Below are 19,148 nucleotides of genomic sequence, written 5' to 3' on the forward strand. Positions count from 1 at the left end.
GCCCCAATCAACCTATGGTTATGATATAGGGTGCGGCTGCCGCAATTCATCTGGCCCAAAATTAAAATCTTTTAAAATAAACAGTTTAGGTCACGGGTCGGCGGGATCACCGTTCGGTCAGTTTCAACTCGATCCGTCGGTTTTGCGCACGGGCCTCGGGCGTGTCAGCCGGATTGACCGGCTGGAACTCACCAAACCCGTTGGCCGCCAGACGGTTGGGCGGGATATCCAGCGCATCAACCATATAGCGCACAACCGACAGCGCTCGGCCCTGGCTGAGTTCCCAGTTGTCGCGATACCGGCCATTTCCTGCCAGCGGAACGTTGTCGGTGTGACCGTCGACCCGGATCACCCAATTGAGGCCGGTCGGTATCTCAGCCGCAACGCTACGCAGGATGTTGGCAACCTTGGCAACTTCCTGGCGTCCTTCTGCAGATAACACCGCTGACCCCGTTGGGAACAGAACTTCGGACGAAAACACGAACCGGTCGCCTTCAATCCGCACGCCTTCCTGATCGCCAAGAACATCCCGCAAACGACCAAAGAACTCCGAGCGATAACGTTGCAGGTCTTCCGCCTGCGCCGCCAGTTCCTCATTCTGACCGGCCAACTCTTCAGCCTCGGCCTCAAGGCGCAGACGTTCAGCTTCTTCCAGCAAGCGGCGCCTGCGCTCTTCAGATGCGGCACGGGCCAGCGCCGCGTTCAGATCCTGCCCCAATGTTTGGATCTGCACTTCGGCGACAGCGTTGCGTTCTTCAAAATCATCAAGCAATGCCTGCAACGACCCCAACTGCCCGCGCAGGGCGGCGATTTGTTGGTTCAACAAGGCCGCCTCACGCTGCGCCTCGGCCGAAATTTCTTTCTCATTCGACAGCGTCGACTCAGCCAGGGCCAGAAGGGCCTGGCGCTGATCAGCCAAAGTACGCTGTTCCGCAGCATCCGCCTGCGCTTGCGTCTGTGCCTGCAATGCGGCTTCTAGCTGAGTCTTCAATTCACCCGGATTCACGTCACCGAACCGGCGTTCCAGCTCGGCCTGCGCGGCTTGTGCGGCGGCCAGAAGGGTCAGCGTGTCTTCGGCCTCTTTGCGTTGCGCTTCCAATGCCAATGTCATGGCCGTCAGCTCGGCATCTGCATCCTGAAGGCGGTTTCGCAATGCCTCAGCAGCAGCAGCTTCGGCCAGACGGGCGGCTTCCTCATCGCTTAATTGCTGTTTAAGGGCCGTGATTTCCGCAGCCCGGTCCTCACCACTTTGCTCCAGATCTGCGACCAGTGCTTCCAGAGCTTCACGGCGCGCGGCAGCCAGTCGGGCAGCTTCGGTCTGCGCATCGATTTCGTCACGGCTTTGGGCCAGAGCGAGATTTAGCGCTTCTTGCTCGGTCAGCAGTTGTTCGCGCTGCGTCTCCAACGCCGCGATATCGCCCAGCGCCCGTTCCTGTTCGGCCAACAAGGCGGCAACCTGCGCCTCGAAGTTTGTGATCTGCGTCTGCGCCTGATCCAGCGCGGCGGCCTGACGGTCGCGCTCGGTGGACAGCGAAGCGATCAACGATTGCGCCTGAGCCAGATCGTCTTCGGCCTGCGACAGGGTCGTGTTCAATGCCCCAAGGCGGGCCTGCAACCGGCTGTTTTCACGCTCTTCCAATCCCAGCGCACCAGCAAGCGCTGCAACTTCGTCCGCCAATGTGGTCAGTTCGTCTTCCTGCCCCGAGATGGTTTCACGCAGCACAAACTGGATCACCATGAAGATGGTCAGGACAAAGGTCAGCACCATCAAAAGCCCCGTCATCGCATCCACGAATCCGGGCCAGACCGAGCCCTGGAACCGTTGACCGGTGCGGCGGGACAGCGCCATGGGTTACTCTCCTTCCGGCGTGGTGCGCACTGCGTCGCGCGGTAGGGTCAGGGCCTTGACCAGCAGTTCGATATCCTTGCGGAATTCGTTCATGCTTTCTTGTCGACCCGCCGAAATCTCTTCGAGAATGCGCAGCAGTTGCACGTCCATAGAACGCAGGCGCATCCGACTTTCGGCGTCGATACCCTCTCCCGCGCCGTGTTCGCGCATGTGATCCAACAGCGCGTCCTGCCCAAGAGCCACGCGTTCCAACGCCGAGGTGACACTTTCGGAATTGGCCTGGCGATTGTTCATCTCACCAATCACATCGACCAGTTGCCCAAGTTTGGCCGAAACCTCTGCCCGCTCGCTTTCCTGAGCTGAAAACAGATTCTGCAGGGCATCCATCTGTTCGGACATGGCGTCCAGAACAGGAGTAAGCACTGCGATTTCAGCGCCCCCCTCTTCGCCACCGGCAAATCCCACGCGCGTGATTGAGGACAGCCATTCTTCGAGCTCGCGATAGAAGCGGTTTTGCCCGTGACCCGCAAATACTTCCAGCAGACCAACAATAAGCGATCCGGCCAAACCCAGCAGAGATGATCCGAATGCAACGCCCATCCCCTGCAACTGCGCCTCAAGCCCGGTCATCAACCGGTTGAAGACGGCCAGACCTTCTTCACCTTCCTGCGGGTTCAGACTACGGATAGTGTCGACAATGGCCGGAACGGTTGTCGCCAGACCGAAGAATGTGCCCAAAAGACCCAGATAGATCAGCACATTGGTGATATAGCGGGTGATTTCCCGCTCTTCCTCGACCCGCTCGGCTACGGAATCCAGAATGGAACGGGTAGACGAGGAACTGATTTGCGACCGAGCGCCCCGTTCGCGCAGCAGTGAAGCCAAAGGCGCCAACAATTGAGGTGTACGGGCATCTTCGCGAACAACGCCGCCGACAAAAGCTTCGATCCAGCGTACAGAACCGATCAGTTGCGTCACCTGATAGAAACAGGCCAAGACGCCGATCACGAACACCATCAGGATGAACCCGTTCAAGTACGGATTAGCGAAGAAAACTGGCATGACGTATGGCAGCGCCAGAAACACCCCCAGCCCGGACAGGCCGATCGCCATCAACATCAACAATATCTGTCGAGTTGGATGCGAGAAATGGGGTCTCGCGCCCTGATGTGCCTGCGCCATGCGCGTGGTTCCCGGTATTTGCCTGCTCTGCGTCGAAACTAGCGAAATTCTGCTCGTGACGCCAAGAGTTTATGCGGTGATACTGCGGACCCGTTGCGCCAACCACTCAAGATCGGGGTCGCGCAGGCCGATCTCGGCCAGATGTTCGGCGGTGTTATAAAGGTATTCGTCATTCGGACCGCGCCCGCCGACCGCGAGGGCGATGATCTGGGCCTGGTCCTCCAACGGCATCCCACCGCAATACTGGACGTGGTCTACGTCGATCACATAAGTCACGGCATTTACGATGTCGCCGTTTTCCAGATGCACATCCAGCATGCGTTCGACATACGCCGAGGAAATCAACTCGCGTTCGCGCAGCTCGTGCAGGGTGCGGTCTTCATGACCTGTCTCGACCGCCAGCGCCAGACCGGTGCAATGCGCGTTCAGTTGTTTATCCAGCGCCAGCACCAGGCCCGGTTTTTCCTCGGTTCCGCGGTGGTGGATCGAGCTCATGCAGAAGGATCGGGCAAACCCGTGCAACGTTGCGCGTTCGCTGCGCGCCACCGGAAAGCCCGGATTCCACAACAGCGATCCATATCCGAATACCCACATCGTCATTGCACTGGTCCTTGCCTGTTTCGGCCTATAAACATCAATTCCGAGGCAGGAAAAAGGGCCAAAGCTCATGCGCCGTCTATTACGAGTGTTCATCGTTATCACCGCTCTGTGGAGCGCCTATTGGTTCATTGCCGGATATGGACTGCGCAATGCCATCACCGGCTGGTTCGACCAGCAGCAAGACCTGGGCTGGCAAGCGGACTTCTCGGACGTTGCCACGGCAGGCTATCCGACCCACCACATGACGCGGTTGATCAATCCGGCCCTTGCAGACCCGGCAACCGGAACAGCCTGGAGCGCGGACTGGATCGAATTCGAAAGCCCCGCGATCTGGCCGGGGCGTCAGATCTTGCGCTTTGCCGATACACCGCAGCGCCTGTCTTATTTCGACCAGACTGCAACGATCGAAGCAGACGCATTGCAGGCGCACTTGCAATTGCGGCCGGGCGTGGCGCTGGTTCTGGAAAAAATGGCGCTGACCGCAGGCCCCTGGTCCATCACCGAGAACTCGCAGGCACTGGCCGCGGGCGGAACGTTAGAGCTGTTGATGGAACAAACCGCCACACCCGAAGCTTATAACATGGCTGTTCGTGTGGATGGTTTTACCCCCGGCGATGACCTGCGAAACCTGATGAAATCCGCCACCTCACTGCCGCAGGCGTTTGACACGCTGGAACTGGACATGGTCGCGACCTTCGATAAACCCTGGGACCGGTCCGCGCTGGAACAGGGTCGACCTCAGCCAGTCAGGATCGACCTTGTCCTTGCCGAGGCCAAGTGGGGAGAGCTCAGGTTATTCGCGACCGGCAGTTTGGATGTGGATGCGCAGGGTATTCCAACGGGTGAAATCGCGGTCAAAGCGGAAAACTGGCGGGACATGATCGCCATGGCCAACGCGGCAGGCGCCCTGCCCGATCAGGCGGTAGATCCTGTGACCCGAGCACTGAATTTTCTGGCAGGACTGGGTGGAAACCCCAACGCGCTGGACCTGCAGCTGAACTTCCGGGATGGATTTGTGGCCCTTGGACCTTTGCCATTAGGCCCTGCCCCGCGCTTGATCTTGCGCTAGCGGCAGTAAGCGCCGCTGCGATAGCGGGCCGTGTCCAGATGGAAATGATCCTTGTGATAGCGGTCTGAATTCGGCCCCAATACAGTGCCAAAAGGCCCGCACGCCCCACGCCAGATCTTCTTGAGTTGCTTTTGCGAAGGGTTCTTACGCCAGCCTTTCAGTACCGTCACCATCTCACCATCGGCCATCTTGAAGCCCGAGATATCAATTGCCCGCCCTTTGCCGTGCTCGGATATCCGCGCTCCCTTGCGGTTGTTGCGGGTCCGACAGGCGTAATGGGCCGCCACGTTCAACTCAACCACGGGGCCGCGGCGTTTGAAGGTGGGTTTGACCGTCTTGTCGACCCAATTGTTCAACGCGATCGCCGTGCCGCAATCCATAGTCGACGGACGGCTGAGCGCTACACCCGAGACCGAGGTGACCTGCACCGCTTCCTTGACACCGCAGGCTGAATTCTTGCTGCCGACCCGGCCCACTGGTTTACCTTGAATGGCGATGTCACCGCAGACCGAGCTTTTGCGCAGCTTACGTTTCTTGAACAGCACCTCTTGCTCCAGCCATTCAGGCCGCATCAAAGGTCTGAGCGGCACAGCTGACGGGCGCACCGCCGCAGCTGTGACCTGCGGCAAAACTGGGCGTGTTACGGGGCGCAACGGGGGTAGAGCAGCGGCAGGTTTGGTGACCTGATCCAGCGCCGGACGCGTCAGGGGCAGCAAGGACCGGTCCAGAGGCGCGGCCTGTGACGTCATGGCTCCAATGGCCAAAACCCCGATCAGAACATGCCCCCAGCGCAGCTTCATGAACCTGCCTTCCCGCGTCCGAAATCCGGAGCATCCGTATCCTGCCCCGCATCAATGATGCCGCGACGAATAGCACGGGTCCGGGTGAAGTAGTCAAACAAATGCTCTCCGTCGCCGGTCCGGATAGCCCGTTGCAAAGCGAACAGCTCTTCGGTGAAGCGGCCCAAAATTTCCAGCGTCGCGTCTTTGTTGGACAGGAACACATCACGCCACATGGTCGGGTCGGATGCTGCGATGCGGGTGAAATCCCGAAAACCGGCCGCCGAATATTTTATGACCTCACTGTCGGTTACGCGTCGCAGGTCATCTGCCACGCCAACCATCGTGTAGGCAATCAGGTGCGGTGCATGAGAGGTCACCGCCAGCACCAAATCATGGTGATCTGCGTCCATCTCATCGACATTTGACCCCATGCCTTCCCACAAAGCGCGTAGGCGGGCAATCGCCTCTGGGTCCGAGTTCTCGACCGGGACCAGCAGGCACCAGCGGTTGTCGAACAGCTCGGCGAAACCCGATTCCGGGCCGGAATGCTCGGTCCCTGCCAGTGGGTGCGCGGGAATAAAGTGCACGCCGGCTGGGATATGCGGCTGAACCGCCTGAATGACATGACGTTTGACCGAGCCAACATCCGACACGGTCGCACCGGGTTTCAAAACGGGCGCAATGTCTTTTGCCACGGCACCCATGGCCCCGACGGGGACACAGAGGACAACCAGATCGGCCCCTTCAACGGCCTCTTGCGCGGTATCGCAAACGCGGTCGCACAGCCCAATCCTACGCGCGGTGTCCCGAGTGGCCTCAGACCGGGCATAGCCTGTCACTTCCCCGGCCAGACCTGCTCGTTTGATCGCCCAGAACATGGACGAAGCAATCAGGCCCAGCCCGATCAGCGCAACACGGTCGTAAATCTGGCTCATGCTGCGCCCTTCTTAAATGCAGTGATCGCCGCAACCACACGGCGGCAGGCTTCTTCGTCACCCACGGTGATCCGCAAGGCGTTGGGCAGGTTGTAGCCTGCAACCCGGCGTACAATCAAACCCTGTGATTTGAGGTAGTCATCGCAGGCTTCGGCCTCGGCCCTGTCTGCGAAACGTGCGAGGATGAAGTTGGTGCAGGACGGGTCCGAGGGCACACCGATCTTGGCCAATTCGTCCGACAGCCACACACGCAGCCGTGCGTTTTCAGATTGGCAAAAAGACAGAAACTCCACATCGTTCACCGCAGCCTCCGCCGCGGCCAGAGCGGTCAGTGACAGGTTGAAGGGTTGGCGCACCCGGTTCAGAACGTCAATGATCGGTTGATGCGCATAGCCCCAGCCAACCCGCATGCCGCCCAGCCCATACACTTTCGAGAAGGTGCGCGTCATGATTACATTCTCATGGGCGTCAACCAGCGATGCCCCACCATCGAACCCGTCAACAAATTCGGCATAAGCGCCATCCAGAACCATCAGGCAGGTTTCGGGCAGGACCTGCGCTAGACGCTCCAGCTCATCATTCGAGATCATGGTCGAGGTCGGATTGCCGGGATTTGTGACAAACACGATCCGCGTCTGCCCCGTTACAGCGGCCAGAATGGCATCCACATCCACCTTGCGGTCACGCTCGGACACCATGACCGGCGTCGCGCCAGCCATGCGGGCAATGATCGGGTACATCGAAAACCCATGCTCGGTATAGATCACCTCATCCCCCGGCCCCGCATAGGCCTGCGCGATGAATTGCAGCACTTCATCACTGCCGACACCACAGATAATCCGCGCTGGGTCCAGCCCGTGACGTGCGCCGATGGCCACGCGCAGGCTTGCGTGATCCGTGCTGGGATAACGATGCAAAGTGGCCGCGCTGTTGCGCACCGCCTCAATTGCCTTAGGGCTTGGCCCGAACGGGTTTTCGTTCGAACTCAGCTTGATCACATGCTCCACACCGGCCACATGCGACTGCCCGCCCTGATAGAGCGCGATGTCCATAATGCCGGGTTGTGGGGTGATCTTGGTCATGAGAGGCTCCGTTGAATGGGCCTCTCATACCTGTCTCAACGGGTTGAGAAAAGCAGCAATTCCATCATGCGGCTTTGAAGCGCGCAGTCGCCGGGTCGGCATAGTAATAGGGCACGAACTCTTCGGTTCTGCGGGACAAGTCATTAACGCTGTCGATGATGAACTGAACCGTTTCCTCGCTCATCAGATACGAGAAGTTCAGCCGCACCCAGCCGGGCTTTTTCATCTCTTCCCCGGTAGACAAGGCCGCGTGCAGTTCTTCTGACGTCGCCCGATCAATGCCCAGCAAGCGATGCGCGTAGGGCCCCGCGCAGGCGCAACCACCCCGCGCCTGAATGCCGTAGATGTCGCTGAGCATCCGAGTGAACAGTTGCTGATGCACGGGTTGGCCGGAATTGTCGCGGACAAGGAAAGAGAAGATCGGCAATCGATGCGGGTTATCGACCCCAAGCAAGGTCAGGTTCGGGTTGTCTTTCCACCCCTCCAGAGCCATCTGATTGAATTGCGCCTCGCGCCGGGCAATTTCCTCCGTTCCGACGACATCCTTCACGATGAAAGCCAGCGCCGCGCGAATGTCTCCGATCACGTTGGGCGTTCCCGCCTCTTCCCGAGTTGACAGATCGGCGCTGTAGTCGTGGCGCCAGGGCGATACGAAACTGACGGTGCCGCCACCAGGCCAGCTGGGGCAGTCCCGCTGTACGGCAGACTGGTTCACTATCAAAACGCCCGACGCGCCCGGACCACCGGGGAATTTATGTGGGGAAACCACGATGGCATCCTTGCGCGCATCCGCAGTCCCCATATCCATCGGCAGGTACGGCCCGCCCCCGGCATAATCCCAAACGGCCAGCGCACCATACGCCTTGAGCATTCGTGTCACCGGATCAGGATCGGTGATAATGCCAGTCACGTTGGATGCCGCTGAAAAGGACCCGATCAGCAGATCAGCATCTGCATGCGTTTCCAACGCGCCTTTCAGCGCTTGCAGATCGACACCTCCACCCTCGGCTTCGGGGATTTCGATCACCTGCGCCTTGCTCTCACGCCATGGCAGAATGTTTGAATGATGCTCGTACGGACCGATCAAAACAACCGGCTGGTCAGCCTCTGCCACCCCTAGCAGACTGACCAACCGGTTGAGCCCCGCCGTGGCACCGGACCCGGTGAAGATCACCGCGTCTTCTCCCCTCGCGCCAACAAGGCGGGTTATCTCTTCGCGCGCTTCACGGCGCAGACGTGTCATGTAAGATCCGCAATAGGAGGCCTCGGTGTGGCTGTTGGCGTAAAACGGCAACACCTGTTGCGCGACAAAGTCTTCGACCTGCCGCAGCGCACGGCCCGAGGCGACGTAATCCGCATAAACAAGCGGTACGTCCCCATGCAGACCCGGGATCAGAACATTCTCTCCGATCAGCCCATCGCGCAGGTTTGAATTGAGAGTGGTGGAACGGAGTTCCGCACGAAAATTGGACAGGGTCATGTCATTGGCTCCTAACTGCCCTATCAATGTGATTTATTAGCCATGCGGAAACTTCCTCTATCTTTGCTTGGATTTCAAAATTTTTGTGTCATATGATCAGATATGACATCAAAACTAGATCAAATTGACACAAGCATTCTAAAAGAGCTTCAAAAGGATGCCACCTTGTCTCAGCGTGAATTGGCGGATCGTGTTGGCCTGTCACAAAATGCCTGCTGGCGGCGCTTGAAGGCCTTGAACGAAAATGGCGTCCTGATTGGATCCACTGCCCGTATCGCACGTGAAAAACTGGGGTTGAGCCTTGTGGTCTTTGTCATGTTGCGCACGCGGCATCATTCGGCCGAATGGCTTCAGGCGTTCCGAAGCCATGTTCTGACAATCCCCGAAGTCGTGGATTTTCACCGGATCGGCGGTGATTACGATTATCAGTTGAAAGTCGTCACCGAGGACATGGCCTCCTATGACAAAGTCTACCAACGCCTGATCGAAAAGGTCGAACTGGACAGCGTGACCTCGTATTTCGCGATGGAAGCGATCGCCGAAGGGCGACCGCTGCCGATTTAGACCTTAGTCCAGCCCGAGCATCGATTTCATACCGCCGATAAAGGTGGCGTCGTCCAAGGCTTTGCGGTTGTCGAGATACTCAACCGCATCCGCGCCCGCACGATACCGCAATGTGTCGGTGCCATCCGTCACTGCCCCCCAGATCACCTCGGCTACAACGCTGGGCGGCGAAGCGCGCGACGCCATTTCTTCAGAGCCCCAGGCGCCGAACAGGGCCTGAACCACAGGCTGATATTCGGTCATGTTTTCGTCATTAACGAAATCGAACGAGCGGCCACCGAAGTCTGTGGCGATCATTCCAGGCTCGACAATCTTGACCTTGATGCCAGCCGCAGCGAGTTCGTAGTGCAGCGACTCTGACAGACCTTCGACCGCGAATTTTGTGCCGTGATACAGCGCCCCAAGCGGGAAGGTGATCTGCCCGCCGATGGATGAAATGTTGACGATGCACCCCGAGCCATTGGCTCGCATATGTGGCAGAACGGCTTTGGTTACCGCCAGCAAGCCGACGACATTGGTGTCGAATTGACGGCGAATGCGCTCCATAGGGAAGGCTTCCAAAGGTCCATAGGCCCCGTAGCCTGCATTGTTCAGCAGGACATCGATCTGGCCGAATCGCGCGATCCCTTCCGCTACGGCTGAGCCGATGGACTCTTCGTCGGTGACGTCCAGACGGGTCACCAGGACATTTTTTAACGGTGCAAGCTCTGCTTCTTTCTCGGGGCTGCGCATGGTAGCAATGACATTCCAGCCCTGCTTCTGAAACAGCTGAGCCGTGACTTTTCCGATGCCGGACGACGCGCCGGTGATGAGGATGGTCTGTGCCATGGTCTTTCTCCGAAATGATTAGCCTGCCCGTGAGATAAGTTGTCCTTCTATTCCACGCCTGCCGATTTCTCCTCAAATCTTGCCTAATTCTCCGAACATCAGGGATTCCGCTATTCGCCAAGTATTCCGTTCAATATGCTAAACACATGAGAGCGACCAACCTGAACCAATCCGAGCTAATCACGGATATCTGCGGACTTGTGGAAGGGAAAGCGGAAGAAGCACCATTTTATCCGACTGCGCTCGAAGGTTTTGCGCTTCTGCATGATGTCAAAACCAAGTCCATAGATGCACAGGTTTATGAACCTATTGTCTGCCTGGTTCTACAAGGAAAGAAAGAAACACGTATCGGCAACCGGCTGGTCCATTTCGGGGCCGGAGACTCGCTGATCGTCAGCCATTCAGTCCCCGTTATGGCAGCCGTCACCGAAGCGAGCCGTCAAAAACCCTATGTCAGTCTCGTCCTTTCACTCAATTTGCCCACGTTGCGCAGCCTTTATGATGAGGTTGAATCCGCCTCTGGCCAAATCGAAACGGCGCATAGCCTGGCCGCATCCCAAGCCTCACCCGATCTGATCGATGCTATGACCCGCCTGTTTCGCGTCTGCCAGAACCCGACCGACGCAAAGGTCTTGGCCCCGATGATCAGCCGCGAGATCCATTATAGATTGCTACAGGCCGATCACGGCGGGATGCTGCGGCAAATGTTATGGCGCGACAGTGCAGCCAGCCGGATCGCACGGGTCATTGACGTTATCCAGACGGGTTTTAGAACCTCGTTGCCCGTATCCAAGCTTGCGCAAACTGCGGGCATGAGCCTTTCCGCCTTTCACACGCATTTCAAAGAGGTGACCGCCAAGTCACCACTACAATATCAAAAAGAACTCAGATTGCTGGAGGCGCGCCGACTGCTGTCTCACGGCTCGCTCAGTGTGTCGCAAGCGGCCTTTGACGTGGGATATGAAAGCCCGACCCAGTTCAGCCGCGAGTATTCACGCAAATTTGGCGTATCTCCGCGACAGGATATCGGAACAAAAAGTGTAGCCTGAACAAGAAAAGGCCGCGCAAATTGCGCGGCCTCGTAAATCTGTATGTCGGCGAAGATTAGTTCTTCGCGTAGAATTCGACGACCAGGTTCGGTTCCATGACGACCGGGTAAGGCACATCGCTCAGGCCCGGGGCGCGCACGAAAGTGGCGGTCATTTTCGAGTGGTCGGCGTCGATGTAGTCAGGAACATCGCGCTCGGCCAGAGCAGCGGCTTCCAGAACAACGGCCAGTTGCTTGGACTTGTCGCGTACTTCGATCACGTCGCCTTCTTTGACGCGGTAGCTGGGGATGTTAACCCGCTTGCCGTTCACTTTGACGTGGCCGTGGTTAACGAACTGACGCGCGGCAAATACGGTTGCAACGAACTTGGCGCGGTAAACAACAGCGTCCAGACGGCGCTCCAGCAGACCAACCAGGTTTTCACCAGTGTCACCAGAGACACGTTCGGCTTCGGAATAGATGCGGCGAAACTGCTTTTCGGTCAGGTCGCCATAGTAGCCTTTCAGCTTCTGCTTGGCGCGCAACTGGATACCGAAATCGGACAGTTTGCCCTTGCGGCGCTGGCCATGCTGGCCGGGGCCATATTCGCGGCGGTTGACCGGGGATTTCGGACGACCCCAGATGTTTTCGCCCATACGGCGGTCGATTTTGTGCTTGGCAGACGTGCGTTTGGTCACGGCTGATCTCCTTCGTTTAGGTCGAGGCCTAAAGGGCCACTATGAAGGGCGTTGTCCTCTTGAGGTTTCCCCCATGACAGGCATCCCCTTGCGAGGGCCACCAACACCAATGAAGCCGCGCTTATATCCGCAGAACTGGCAGAGTCAACACAGCATTCCACAGGGCTTTCAGTTTTGATCGGGAAATTGCCAGTTCGGGCAAAACGCCAGGCTCAAACCGGGAAAGAGATAACAGTAGCGCTGTTTTCAACAACCGGATTAAGGGTAGAGACCAGATCGGTCACTTCGACGATCCAGAAATCTTCATCTCGCGGCGGGCATGTCGACTCGAACACAAGGGTGGGCGTTCTATCGTCCCCGTCGAGGATCAAACTGGCGGAAAACGTTTGCGCTCCGTTGGTCAGGGTCATAGCACCGGTCACAGGACCTGATATTTCACGCACCACCGGGAAATGACTATCGACCCGGCTAACGACACTGCGACCGCCGCCCATCTGCCCAACACTTTGTTCGACTGCTGCATTCAGGACAATAGCCTGACCGCGCCATGACCATGCGGCCCCAACAGCCAAACAGGCCAAAGGTGCATCCTCAAGCCCGTCAATCTCCGTTTGACACCATGTAATGGCTATATGACCGTTTGCTCCGGCTCTCATCTGCCCACTCGCACTATTTACCACCCCAACACTTTATCCCACGCTTATCAGCACAAATTTCGACGGAAAAGAGACGGAAATGAAGCATTCACGAGAATGTTGCACATCTGAATCACAAACCCGTGAATGAATCCTGAAGTTTCCCGGAAACACCAGAGACTTCGGTCCAATCGCGTCCTTTGCTTTTGGAACTCAAAAATCCATCAAAAATACAACTGGCACTCATTGGCACCGCGGTCAGTGCAGACTGCCCTGATGTGAGTCATCACAATTTTCCAAGTGATCTACGCTTGGGTTGCCCCCCGCGACACCAGCCTGTTTCGGGCCGACCTTCCCGGTGAGATGACTTTACGCGCTGATCAGGTGTCTCATCAAATTCTGCACAAATGCGACAGGTGAACTGCGCATAGGCGCGTCAGTCTGGCGGCATGAACAAGATTTCTTCCATCCCACTATCGTGGCTCGCACTGGCTGGGTCCTCGGTCATTCTCGCAGCGCATCCTGTGATGTGGCTGGTTCAAAGCTGGATCAGCCCAGCCTACAGGTCGTATGGTTATCTCTATGTCCTGTTGATCATGGGCCTTGCCTGGACCAGCTTGCGCAGTGGTAGACCGACGGTGGGGACTGGCAGAACCCCGGTTCTAGCCTTGTTGTTTCTTGCGGCATTGATCCGACTTCTGGGTCAGATGATGGCCGTCAATATTCTCAGCGCCCTTGCTCTGGCCGTTGACGTGTTTGCCCTGACTTTATTGTTGCGACTGAACCTCAGACCTTTTGCCCTGTCGCCGGTCTGGATGGCCGCGCTGTTTCTATTTGCCCTGCCCACTGAGGTGGTTCTGCAACGCACCTTGGGATTTCCACTGCAGATGATCTCGGCGAGCCTGTCCTGCATGATGCTGAAGGGTGTGTTCCCGGACGTGCTGTGCGAAGGCGTTCACATCACTCTGGATCAACGAGACATTCTGGTGGATTTGCCCTGTTCCGGTGCGTCAGGGTTGTTGCTGGCACTGGCCTTTGTGGTGACGCAGAACGCGATCATGCGCCCACGATGGCAGACGGCTTGTCTGGCCCTGCTGGCCGTGGCCGGATTTGCAGCGCTGGGAAACAGCCTGCGCATCTCATTGCTGGCTATAGGTCTGGTCAATGATCTGAATGTGATGGCCGAGCCCCTGCATTCGCTGATCGGCCTGACGACCCTGTGCCTCACGATCCTGCCCTTTGCCCTTTTCTACCGCCCGCGCAGCCGGAATGTGCAAAGGGCGCCAATCAATAGTGGCATAGTGCCCAAACATGCCAGTTGGCCGGTCGGCTTCGCCTGCCTGGGTGCGAGCCTTGCCATTGTTTCGCTCAGCCCTGATCCCGTTGATGTGTCAGGAACGGTCGAAAGCCCGGCTCTGCCTTCTCAGATTCACGGGTTTCTGGCCCGCGAAGTACCGTTGGAACCGCTGGAGGTCGCTTATTTCGAAACCTATGGCGGCGCAGCAAAAAAAGCCCGGTTCGGTCCACTGGGGGTCAACGTGGTCAGCACACGGGCACCACTGCGCCACCTTCACGCGCCTGAAATCTGCCTGCGGGGGCTGGGATACAAAGTGCGATTTCTGGGCACCCGGCATGAGGGCACGCCCAGCGCTTATTACCAAGCGATCGGGCCGGACGGGGACATATGGCGAGTGGCTGTCAGCTATGTTTCGCAATCCGGGCAAGTCACGCCCAGCGTTGGCGAGGCCATCTGGCGCTGGCTGATCGGAACAGGCGGCACCTGGAGCAGCGTGCAACGCATTACCCCCTGGACGCTGGATCCCGGCCTTACCGCCGAACTGAACGCAGCGGCGCTGGTCGCCATGGACATTCAAAAAAATGAGGGAACAGACATATGAAACGACTGACATTCTGTACGGTACTATTGATCCTGCCCGGCCTTTGGGGAACCGCACTTTATGCACAGACGCCTGAGGACTTCGCAGGACGCGTTATCGGTGCAACCGAGTCCGGTGAGGTTGATCTGCCGTTGCTGAAATCGGACATGGATGTCGACATTCAGGGCGACGTGGCAACGGTTCATGTCCGGCAGGTCTTTGCCAACCCTACGGATTTGCCCATGTCGGCTGAATACCTGTTCCCGCTCAACCAGAACGCCGCTGTTTACGCCATGCAGATGCAAGTGGGTGAGGAAGTGGTCGAGGCGCAGATCAAACAGAAGGACGATGCCGAGGCTACCTTCGAAGCAGCCAAGCAGGAAGGCAAGGCCGCAGCCCTGCTGACCCAGCACCGCCCCAACATGTTCACCCAGAACATCGCCAATCTGATGCCTGGCCAGCCCATCACGGTGACGCTGAGCTATGTACAACCTGTGCCCAAGATCGACGGAGCGTATGAACTGGTGCTGCCTCTGATTGTCGGCCCTCGCTATCAAGGAGTACCTCAAGGAGATGAGGCTATGCTGAATGCCGCCATGGCGGACGCGGAGCCTGAGATGCCCAGCACCCGGACCACCACACAGGTTGATGGTTGGACCGTCGCAGAGTTGCCCGATTATCCGCCGGTGTTTGGCCTGACAATCCCGGATACCATCGACCCGGCGCGCGTCTCTCTGGATCTGACGTTGAAGGCCGCTGTGCCTGTCTCGGACCTGCAAAGCGCAACACATGATCTGACCATCGCGCAGAATAGCGCAACTTGGACGGCACGGTTTGCCAAAGGGCGTGTGATCGACAATCGCGATGTGGTTCTGCGCTATGTTCTGGGCGGCGCGGACACGACCGCCGGTGTGCTGTCGCATCACGATGCAAGGGGCGGGTTTGTCTCGCTGCTGATCGAACCCCCGTCTATGCCCGAACCGGACCAGATTGCAGCCCGCGAGTTGATCTTTGTGCTCGACACGTCGGGGTCGATGAGTGGTGAACCGCTGAACGCGAGCAAACGGTTCATGAAGGCCGCGCTAAAGGGTTTGCGCCCGCAGGACTATTTCAGGGTCATTCGGTTTGCCTCGGCCCCGTCTGACTTCGCTGCGGATGCCGTGCCCGCAACGCAGCGCAATATTGCGGCTGGGCAGCGCTACGTTCGCAATCTGAAGGCAGGGGGCGGCACCGAAATCGACAACGCAATACGTCACGCCTTCGCCGCGAGCCAACCGAACAATACCCTGCGCATCGTGGTATTTCTGAGCGATGGCTACATCGGCAATGAAGCACGCGTGCTGCATAGGATTCGCAGCCAGATCGGAGAGGCGCGCATCTATGCCTTTGGCGTCGGCACGGCGGTGAACCGATATCTGCTGGATGCCATGGCCGAGGAAGGGCGCGGCTATGCGCGCTATGTTGATCCGACCGAAGAAGCATCAGATGTCGCAGAGACACTGGCGCGGGATCTGAAATCTCCGGTGCTGACCGATATTTCGGTCGATTGGGGTGATCTGGAAGTTTCGGATGTTGTGCCTCAGCGCATTCCCGACCTGTTTGACGGTGGTTCGGTTCGGGTGATGGCGCGGTATACCGGCGGCGGGCCTGCGGAAGTCTTGGTTGACGGGCGGGTACAGGGGTGCAAAGCCAGTATGCCATTGGCTGTTACGCTGCCGAGTGAAAACGACACAACGGGCAACGGCAGCGCCGCGATTCCGCTGACCTGGGCCCGCACCAAAATTGCCGATCTGGACAGAGCGATGGCCGTACAGGACGGAGATTCAACAGACATGGAAGAGCGGATCACGGATCTGGGCCTGAGGTTCAGCCTGCAAACCCGGTACACTTCGTTTGTGGCCGTCTCCAAGACCATTGTAAATGATAGCGGGATGCAGGCCAGGCCGATCTCTGTTGCCCTGCCGCAGGTGGCGGGTGTAACCGCGCACGCTTATCCGCAAACGAGCTTCAGCGGATCTTCAACCCCAGAACCGCAAACCCTGTTCGGAATGGTGATCCTGCTGGCTCTGGGCGTGCTGCGCCTGTCGCGCAGTCGGAAGGTGTCGATTTGAGCGCTCTACCCTATAAGCTGAGGACGGATTGCTGGTGGCTGGACGATGAAATCAGATGGTACAGGCCGCAGGGCTGCAACCGAACCAACGCCTTACTTGACCATCCCGAGGACAGTGTGATCTGTGAACTGGAACCCTTTGCAAAGCCCGCGACAAACCACCATGACCCATCATATCCTGATTGCAGATGACGACGCCCGTATCCGCGACGTGGTGCGGTTTGCGCTGGAGGATTCAGGCTTTACAACCGCCGAAGCCGCGACCGGGCTGGAAGCGCTGAACCGGTTGCAGGGCAGCAAGGCCGATCTGGTGGTTCTGGATATCGGGATGCCGGATATGGACGGGTTGGAGACCTGCAAGGAACTGCGACGCACATCGGATGTCCCGGTTCTTTTTCTGACCGCCCGCGATGACGAGATTGACCGTATCCTCGGATTTCAGCTTGGCGGGGATGATTATGTCACCAAGCCTTTCAGCCCGCGAGAGCTGGTTCTGCGCATCAAGGCGATCCTCGCCCGATCTGCCGCATCAGTGCAGGCCCCGACATCGATCCGGTTTCAAGATGTCGCGTTGGACGAAAACGCCCATCGCTGCACATTGGCAGAGGTTGAAGTGCAACTGACCGGGATCGAGTTTTCCGTGCTGTCCGTCTTGGTGAAATCACCCGATCGGGTCTATTCGCGGTCGCACTTGATCAAGCTGGTCTATGGGCAAAACACCTATCTGTCCGGGCGCACGGTCGACAGTCATATTCGCAATATCCGCCAAAAGGCGCGCGCGTTAGGATACCCCGACCTTATCCAGACAGTGCATGGGGTCGGTGTGAAACTCGGCAAATGCCGGTGCTGAAGGTCCGGCAGAAATGGCGGCCCTCTTTGGCGCTGGTCATTGGTCTTGTTTGCCTGGCGCTTGTGACCCTGCCGATCGTCGGCGTATTGGGCGCGCGATTGTCGAGCAACCAGTTTGTTCGGGATACGGAACGTAGCCTGTTGGCGCAGGCAGCCCTATTGGCTGAAGTGTACGCCGCAGCTTTTGCCGAGCAGCAGACCGAGCCCACCCTGGGCTACCCCCTGTCCGACGAACAGATCGCGCATCGCAGTCAGGTCTATCACCCCATTCCACCCCGGCTGGACTTGTTTCGTGGCCAGGTCTCGGATCCCAGACCCGATCCGGTTGTCGTAGATACGGGCATCGGCGCGCCCTACGAAAAGATCGCGCAGTCTTTGTCCGACCTGGCAACTTTGACCAAGAAGACCACGTTGACCGGCTATCTGTTGCTGGATCACGCAGGACTGATCGTAGCCAGCAGCGGCGAAGGTGCTGGCTCGCTGGCCCATGTGCCCGAAGTTGCGCGTGCCTTGCAGGGGGAAACGGTTACCCTGCTGCGCTATCGTGCGGATCAGTCGAACCGGCATCTGCTGAACTCGATCAGCCGCGACACCTCATATCGGGTGTTTGTGGCGCATCCGGTGGTGGTTGCGGATCGGGTGATCGGAGCGGTTTACCTGTCCAGAACCCCGATGGACTTGGGCAAGTTCCTGTTTCAGGAGCGTTATACGCTAGGCTATGTGACGGCGTTCATGGTGCTGTCCGCCGCGCTGGTCGGTGGCCTGATGTGGCGGTTGATTTCCAAACCAATCCGCGACCTCAGTACGCAAAGTCGGGATGTTGCAAGTGGCCTCAAGCCCGTGCCCGACCCGGTTCCGCATTATGGTGTGCGCGAGCTTGCCGAGTTGGGCAACAGCGTCGTTTCGATGGCCTCGACTCTCTCGGACCGATCCACTGCGATCGAAACCTATACAAACCACGTCACGCATGAGCTGAAGTCTCCGGTCACGGCGATCCTCGGCGCGGCAGAGCTTTTGGCGGACACCCCGCCCAACGCTCCCGCTGATCGGCAACGCAAATTGGTGTCAAACATTCAGGCGGAAAGCCTGCGTATGACCACTTTGCTAGACCGCCTGCGGGATTTGGCCCGCGCCTCGATTCAGGCAGATGGATCACATACTTCGCTGGTCGACCTGATAACTGAGGCCGCACACGAGTTTCCGAGGCTGAACGTCGACCTGAAAGCACCTGAAGACATCGACCTGCCCTTGTCACAAGATCAGGGGCTGATCATGCTGCATCATCTGCTGCAAAATGCGCAGCAGCATGGGGCCACGCGAGTGGATATCACGTTCGAGGAAAACCCCATCGCACTGCGCATCCAGGACGATGGCAGCGGTGTATCCAGCCGAAACAGTGAAAGAATTACACAGCCGTTCTTTACAACACGGCGCGATGCCGGCGGCACCGGAATGGGTCTAGCCATCGTTGCCGCCGTGCTGGAACAGGCCCAAGCCCAGATACGCTGCCTGCCCTCGCAACAAGGTGCGCTGTTTCAGATCGATTGGTCCGAAGGTGCTCACGAGAGCTAGGGGCAGGAC

17 protein-coding genes are annotated in these 19,148 nt (G+C 58.2%); 7 read left to right on the forward strand and 10 right to left on the reverse strand.

Annotated features, from left to right (window positions below; all coding sequences use genetic code 11):
* Positions 1 to 106 precede the first annotated feature (106 nt).
* The 3 genes from AC2FLD_RS11800 to AC2FLD_RS11810 form a co-directional block, all read right to left on the reverse strand.
* Positions 107 to 1,849, reverse strand: coding sequence for a peptidoglycan -binding protein (locus tag AC2FLD_RS11800; RefSeq protein WP_496669394.1), 1,743 nt, complete (start codon positions 1,847 to 1,849; stop codon positions 107 to 109).
* Positions 1,850 to 1,852: 3 nt separating this feature from the next.
* Complete coding sequence (locus tag AC2FLD_RS11805) at positions 1,853 to 3,031, reverse strand: biopolymer transporter ExbB (RefSeq protein ID WP_496669392.1); 1,179 nt, start codon at positions 3,029 to 3,031, stop codon at positions 1,853 to 1,855.
* A 69-nt stretch (positions 3,032 to 3,100) separates the two neighbouring features.
* Entirely contained in the window at positions 3,101 to 3,631 is a 531-nt protein-coding gene (locus AC2FLD_RS11810) for a gamma-glutamylcyclotransferase (RefSeq protein ID WP_496669390.1), read from the reverse strand.
* A 67-nt stretch (positions 3,632 to 3,698) separates the two neighbouring features.
* On the opposite strand from AC2FLD_RS11810, the gene AC2FLD_RS11815 reads away from it, so the two are divergent.
* Positions 3,699 to 4,700 (forward strand): DUF2125 domain-containing protein, encoded by a 1,002-nt coding sequence (locus AC2FLD_RS11815; protein WP_496669388.1) that lies wholly within the window; start codon positions 3,699 to 3,701, stop codon positions 4,698 to 4,700.
* Here AC2FLD_RS11815 and AC2FLD_RS11820 read toward each other — a convergent pair.
* From AC2FLD_RS11820 to AC2FLD_RS11835, 4 genes are all read right to left on the reverse strand, one after another.
* A complete protein-coding gene (locus AC2FLD_RS11820; protein WP_496669386.1) occupies positions 4,697 to 5,500 on the reverse strand; it encodes an extensin-like domain-containing protein in 804 nt (267 codons plus the stop codon). The two genes, AC2FLD_RS11815 and AC2FLD_RS11820, sit on opposite strands and share 4 nt — an antisense overlap.
* On the reverse strand, positions 5,497 to 6,417 hold the full coding sequence (locus AC2FLD_RS11825; protein WP_496669384.1) for a prephenate/arogenate dehydrogenase family protein: 921 nt from the start codon (positions 6,415 to 6,417) through the stop codon (positions 5,497 to 5,499). The genes AC2FLD_RS11820 and AC2FLD_RS11825 overlap by 4 nt, the downstream gene beginning before the upstream one ends.
* Positions 6,414 to 7,499 carry a histidinol-phosphate transaminase gene (hisC, locus tag AC2FLD_RS11830; RefSeq protein ID WP_496669382.1) on the reverse strand — a complete coding sequence of 362 codons (1,086 nt, stop codon included), beginning with the start codon at positions 7,497 to 7,499 and terminating at the stop codon, positions 6,414 to 6,416. Before hisC ends, AC2FLD_RS11825 begins: the two co-directional genes overlap by 4 nt.
* 64 nt (positions 7,500 to 7,563) lie before the next feature.
* Entirely contained in the window at positions 7,564 to 8,979 is a 1,416-nt protein-coding gene (locus AC2FLD_RS11835; RefSeq protein WP_496669380.1) for an aminotransferase class V-fold PLP-dependent enzyme, read from the reverse strand.
* Between the two features lie 102 nt (positions 8,980 to 9,081).
* On the opposite strand from AC2FLD_RS11835, the gene AC2FLD_RS11840 reads away from it, so the two are divergent.
* Positions 9,082 to 9,543 carry an Lrp/AsnC family transcriptional regulator gene (locus tag AC2FLD_RS11840; RefSeq protein ID WP_050604844.1) on the forward strand — a complete coding sequence of 154 codons (462 nt, stop codon included), beginning with the start codon at positions 9,082 to 9,084 and terminating at the stop codon, positions 9,541 to 9,543.
* 3 nt (positions 9,544 to 9,546) lie between these two features.
* Here AC2FLD_RS11840 and AC2FLD_RS11845 read toward each other — a convergent pair whose 3' ends face one another.
* Positions 9,547 to 10,371, reverse strand: a complete 825-nt coding sequence (locus tag AC2FLD_RS11845) for an SDR family oxidoreductase (RefSeq protein ID WP_496669378.1) — start codon at positions 10,369 to 10,371, stop codon at positions 9,547 to 9,549.
* Between the two features lie 146 nt (positions 10,372 to 10,517).
* Here AC2FLD_RS11845 and AC2FLD_RS11850 point away from each other — a divergent pair, with 146 nt between their 5' ends.
* On the forward strand, positions 10,518 to 11,420 hold the full coding sequence (locus AC2FLD_RS11850) for an AraC family transcriptional regulator (protein ID WP_496669377.1): 903 nt from the start codon (positions 10,518 to 10,520) through the stop codon (positions 11,418 to 11,420).
* Between the two features lie 55 nt (positions 11,421 to 11,475).
* On the opposite strand, the gene rpsD is transcribed toward AC2FLD_RS11850, so the two are convergent.
* Entirely contained in the window at positions 11,476 to 12,096 is a 621-nt protein-coding gene (gene rpsD, locus AC2FLD_RS11855; RefSeq protein ID WP_050604847.1) for a 30S ribosomal protein S4, read from the reverse strand.
* A gap of 212 nt (positions 12,097 to 12,308) precedes the next feature.
* Positions 12,309 to 12,752: a hypothetical protein gene (locus AC2FLD_RS11860; protein WP_496669375.1), complete on the reverse strand. Its 444-nt coding sequence runs from the start codon at positions 12,750 to 12,752 to the stop codon at positions 12,309 to 12,311.
* Between the two features lie 428 nt (positions 12,753 to 13,180).
* Between AC2FLD_RS11860 and xrtT the strand changes: the two genes are divergently transcribed.
* The 4 genes from xrtT (at position 13,181) to AC2FLD_RS11880 (ending at position 19,139) form a co-directional block, all read left to right on the forward strand.
* Positions 13,181 to 14,629: an exosortase T gene (xrtT, locus tag AC2FLD_RS11865; RefSeq protein WP_496669373.1), complete on the forward strand. Its 1,449-nt coding sequence runs from the start codon at positions 13,181 to 13,183 to the stop codon at positions 14,627 to 14,629.
* Positions 14,626 to 16,719 carry a VIT and vWA domain-containing protein gene (locus AC2FLD_RS11870; protein WP_496669371.1) on the forward strand — a complete coding sequence of 698 codons (2,094 nt, stop codon included), beginning with the start codon at positions 14,626 to 14,628 and terminating at the stop codon, positions 16,717 to 16,719. Before xrtT ends, AC2FLD_RS11870 begins: the two co-directional genes overlap by 4 nt.
* A gap of 123 nt (positions 16,720 to 16,842) precedes the next feature.
* A complete protein-coding gene (locus AC2FLD_RS11875; protein ID WP_496669369.1) occupies positions 16,843 to 17,568 on the forward strand; it encodes a response regulator transcription factor in 726 nt (241 codons plus the stop codon).
* Positions 17,556 to 19,139, forward strand: coding sequence for an ATP-binding protein (locus AC2FLD_RS11880; protein WP_496669367.1), 1,584 nt, complete (start codon positions 17,556 to 17,558; stop codon positions 19,137 to 19,139). The genes AC2FLD_RS11875 and AC2FLD_RS11880 overlap by 13 nt, the downstream gene beginning before the upstream one ends.
* Positions 19,140 to 19,148: the final 9 nt, after the last annotated feature.

The organism is Ruegeria sp. CDSA021 (assembly GCF_059612325.1).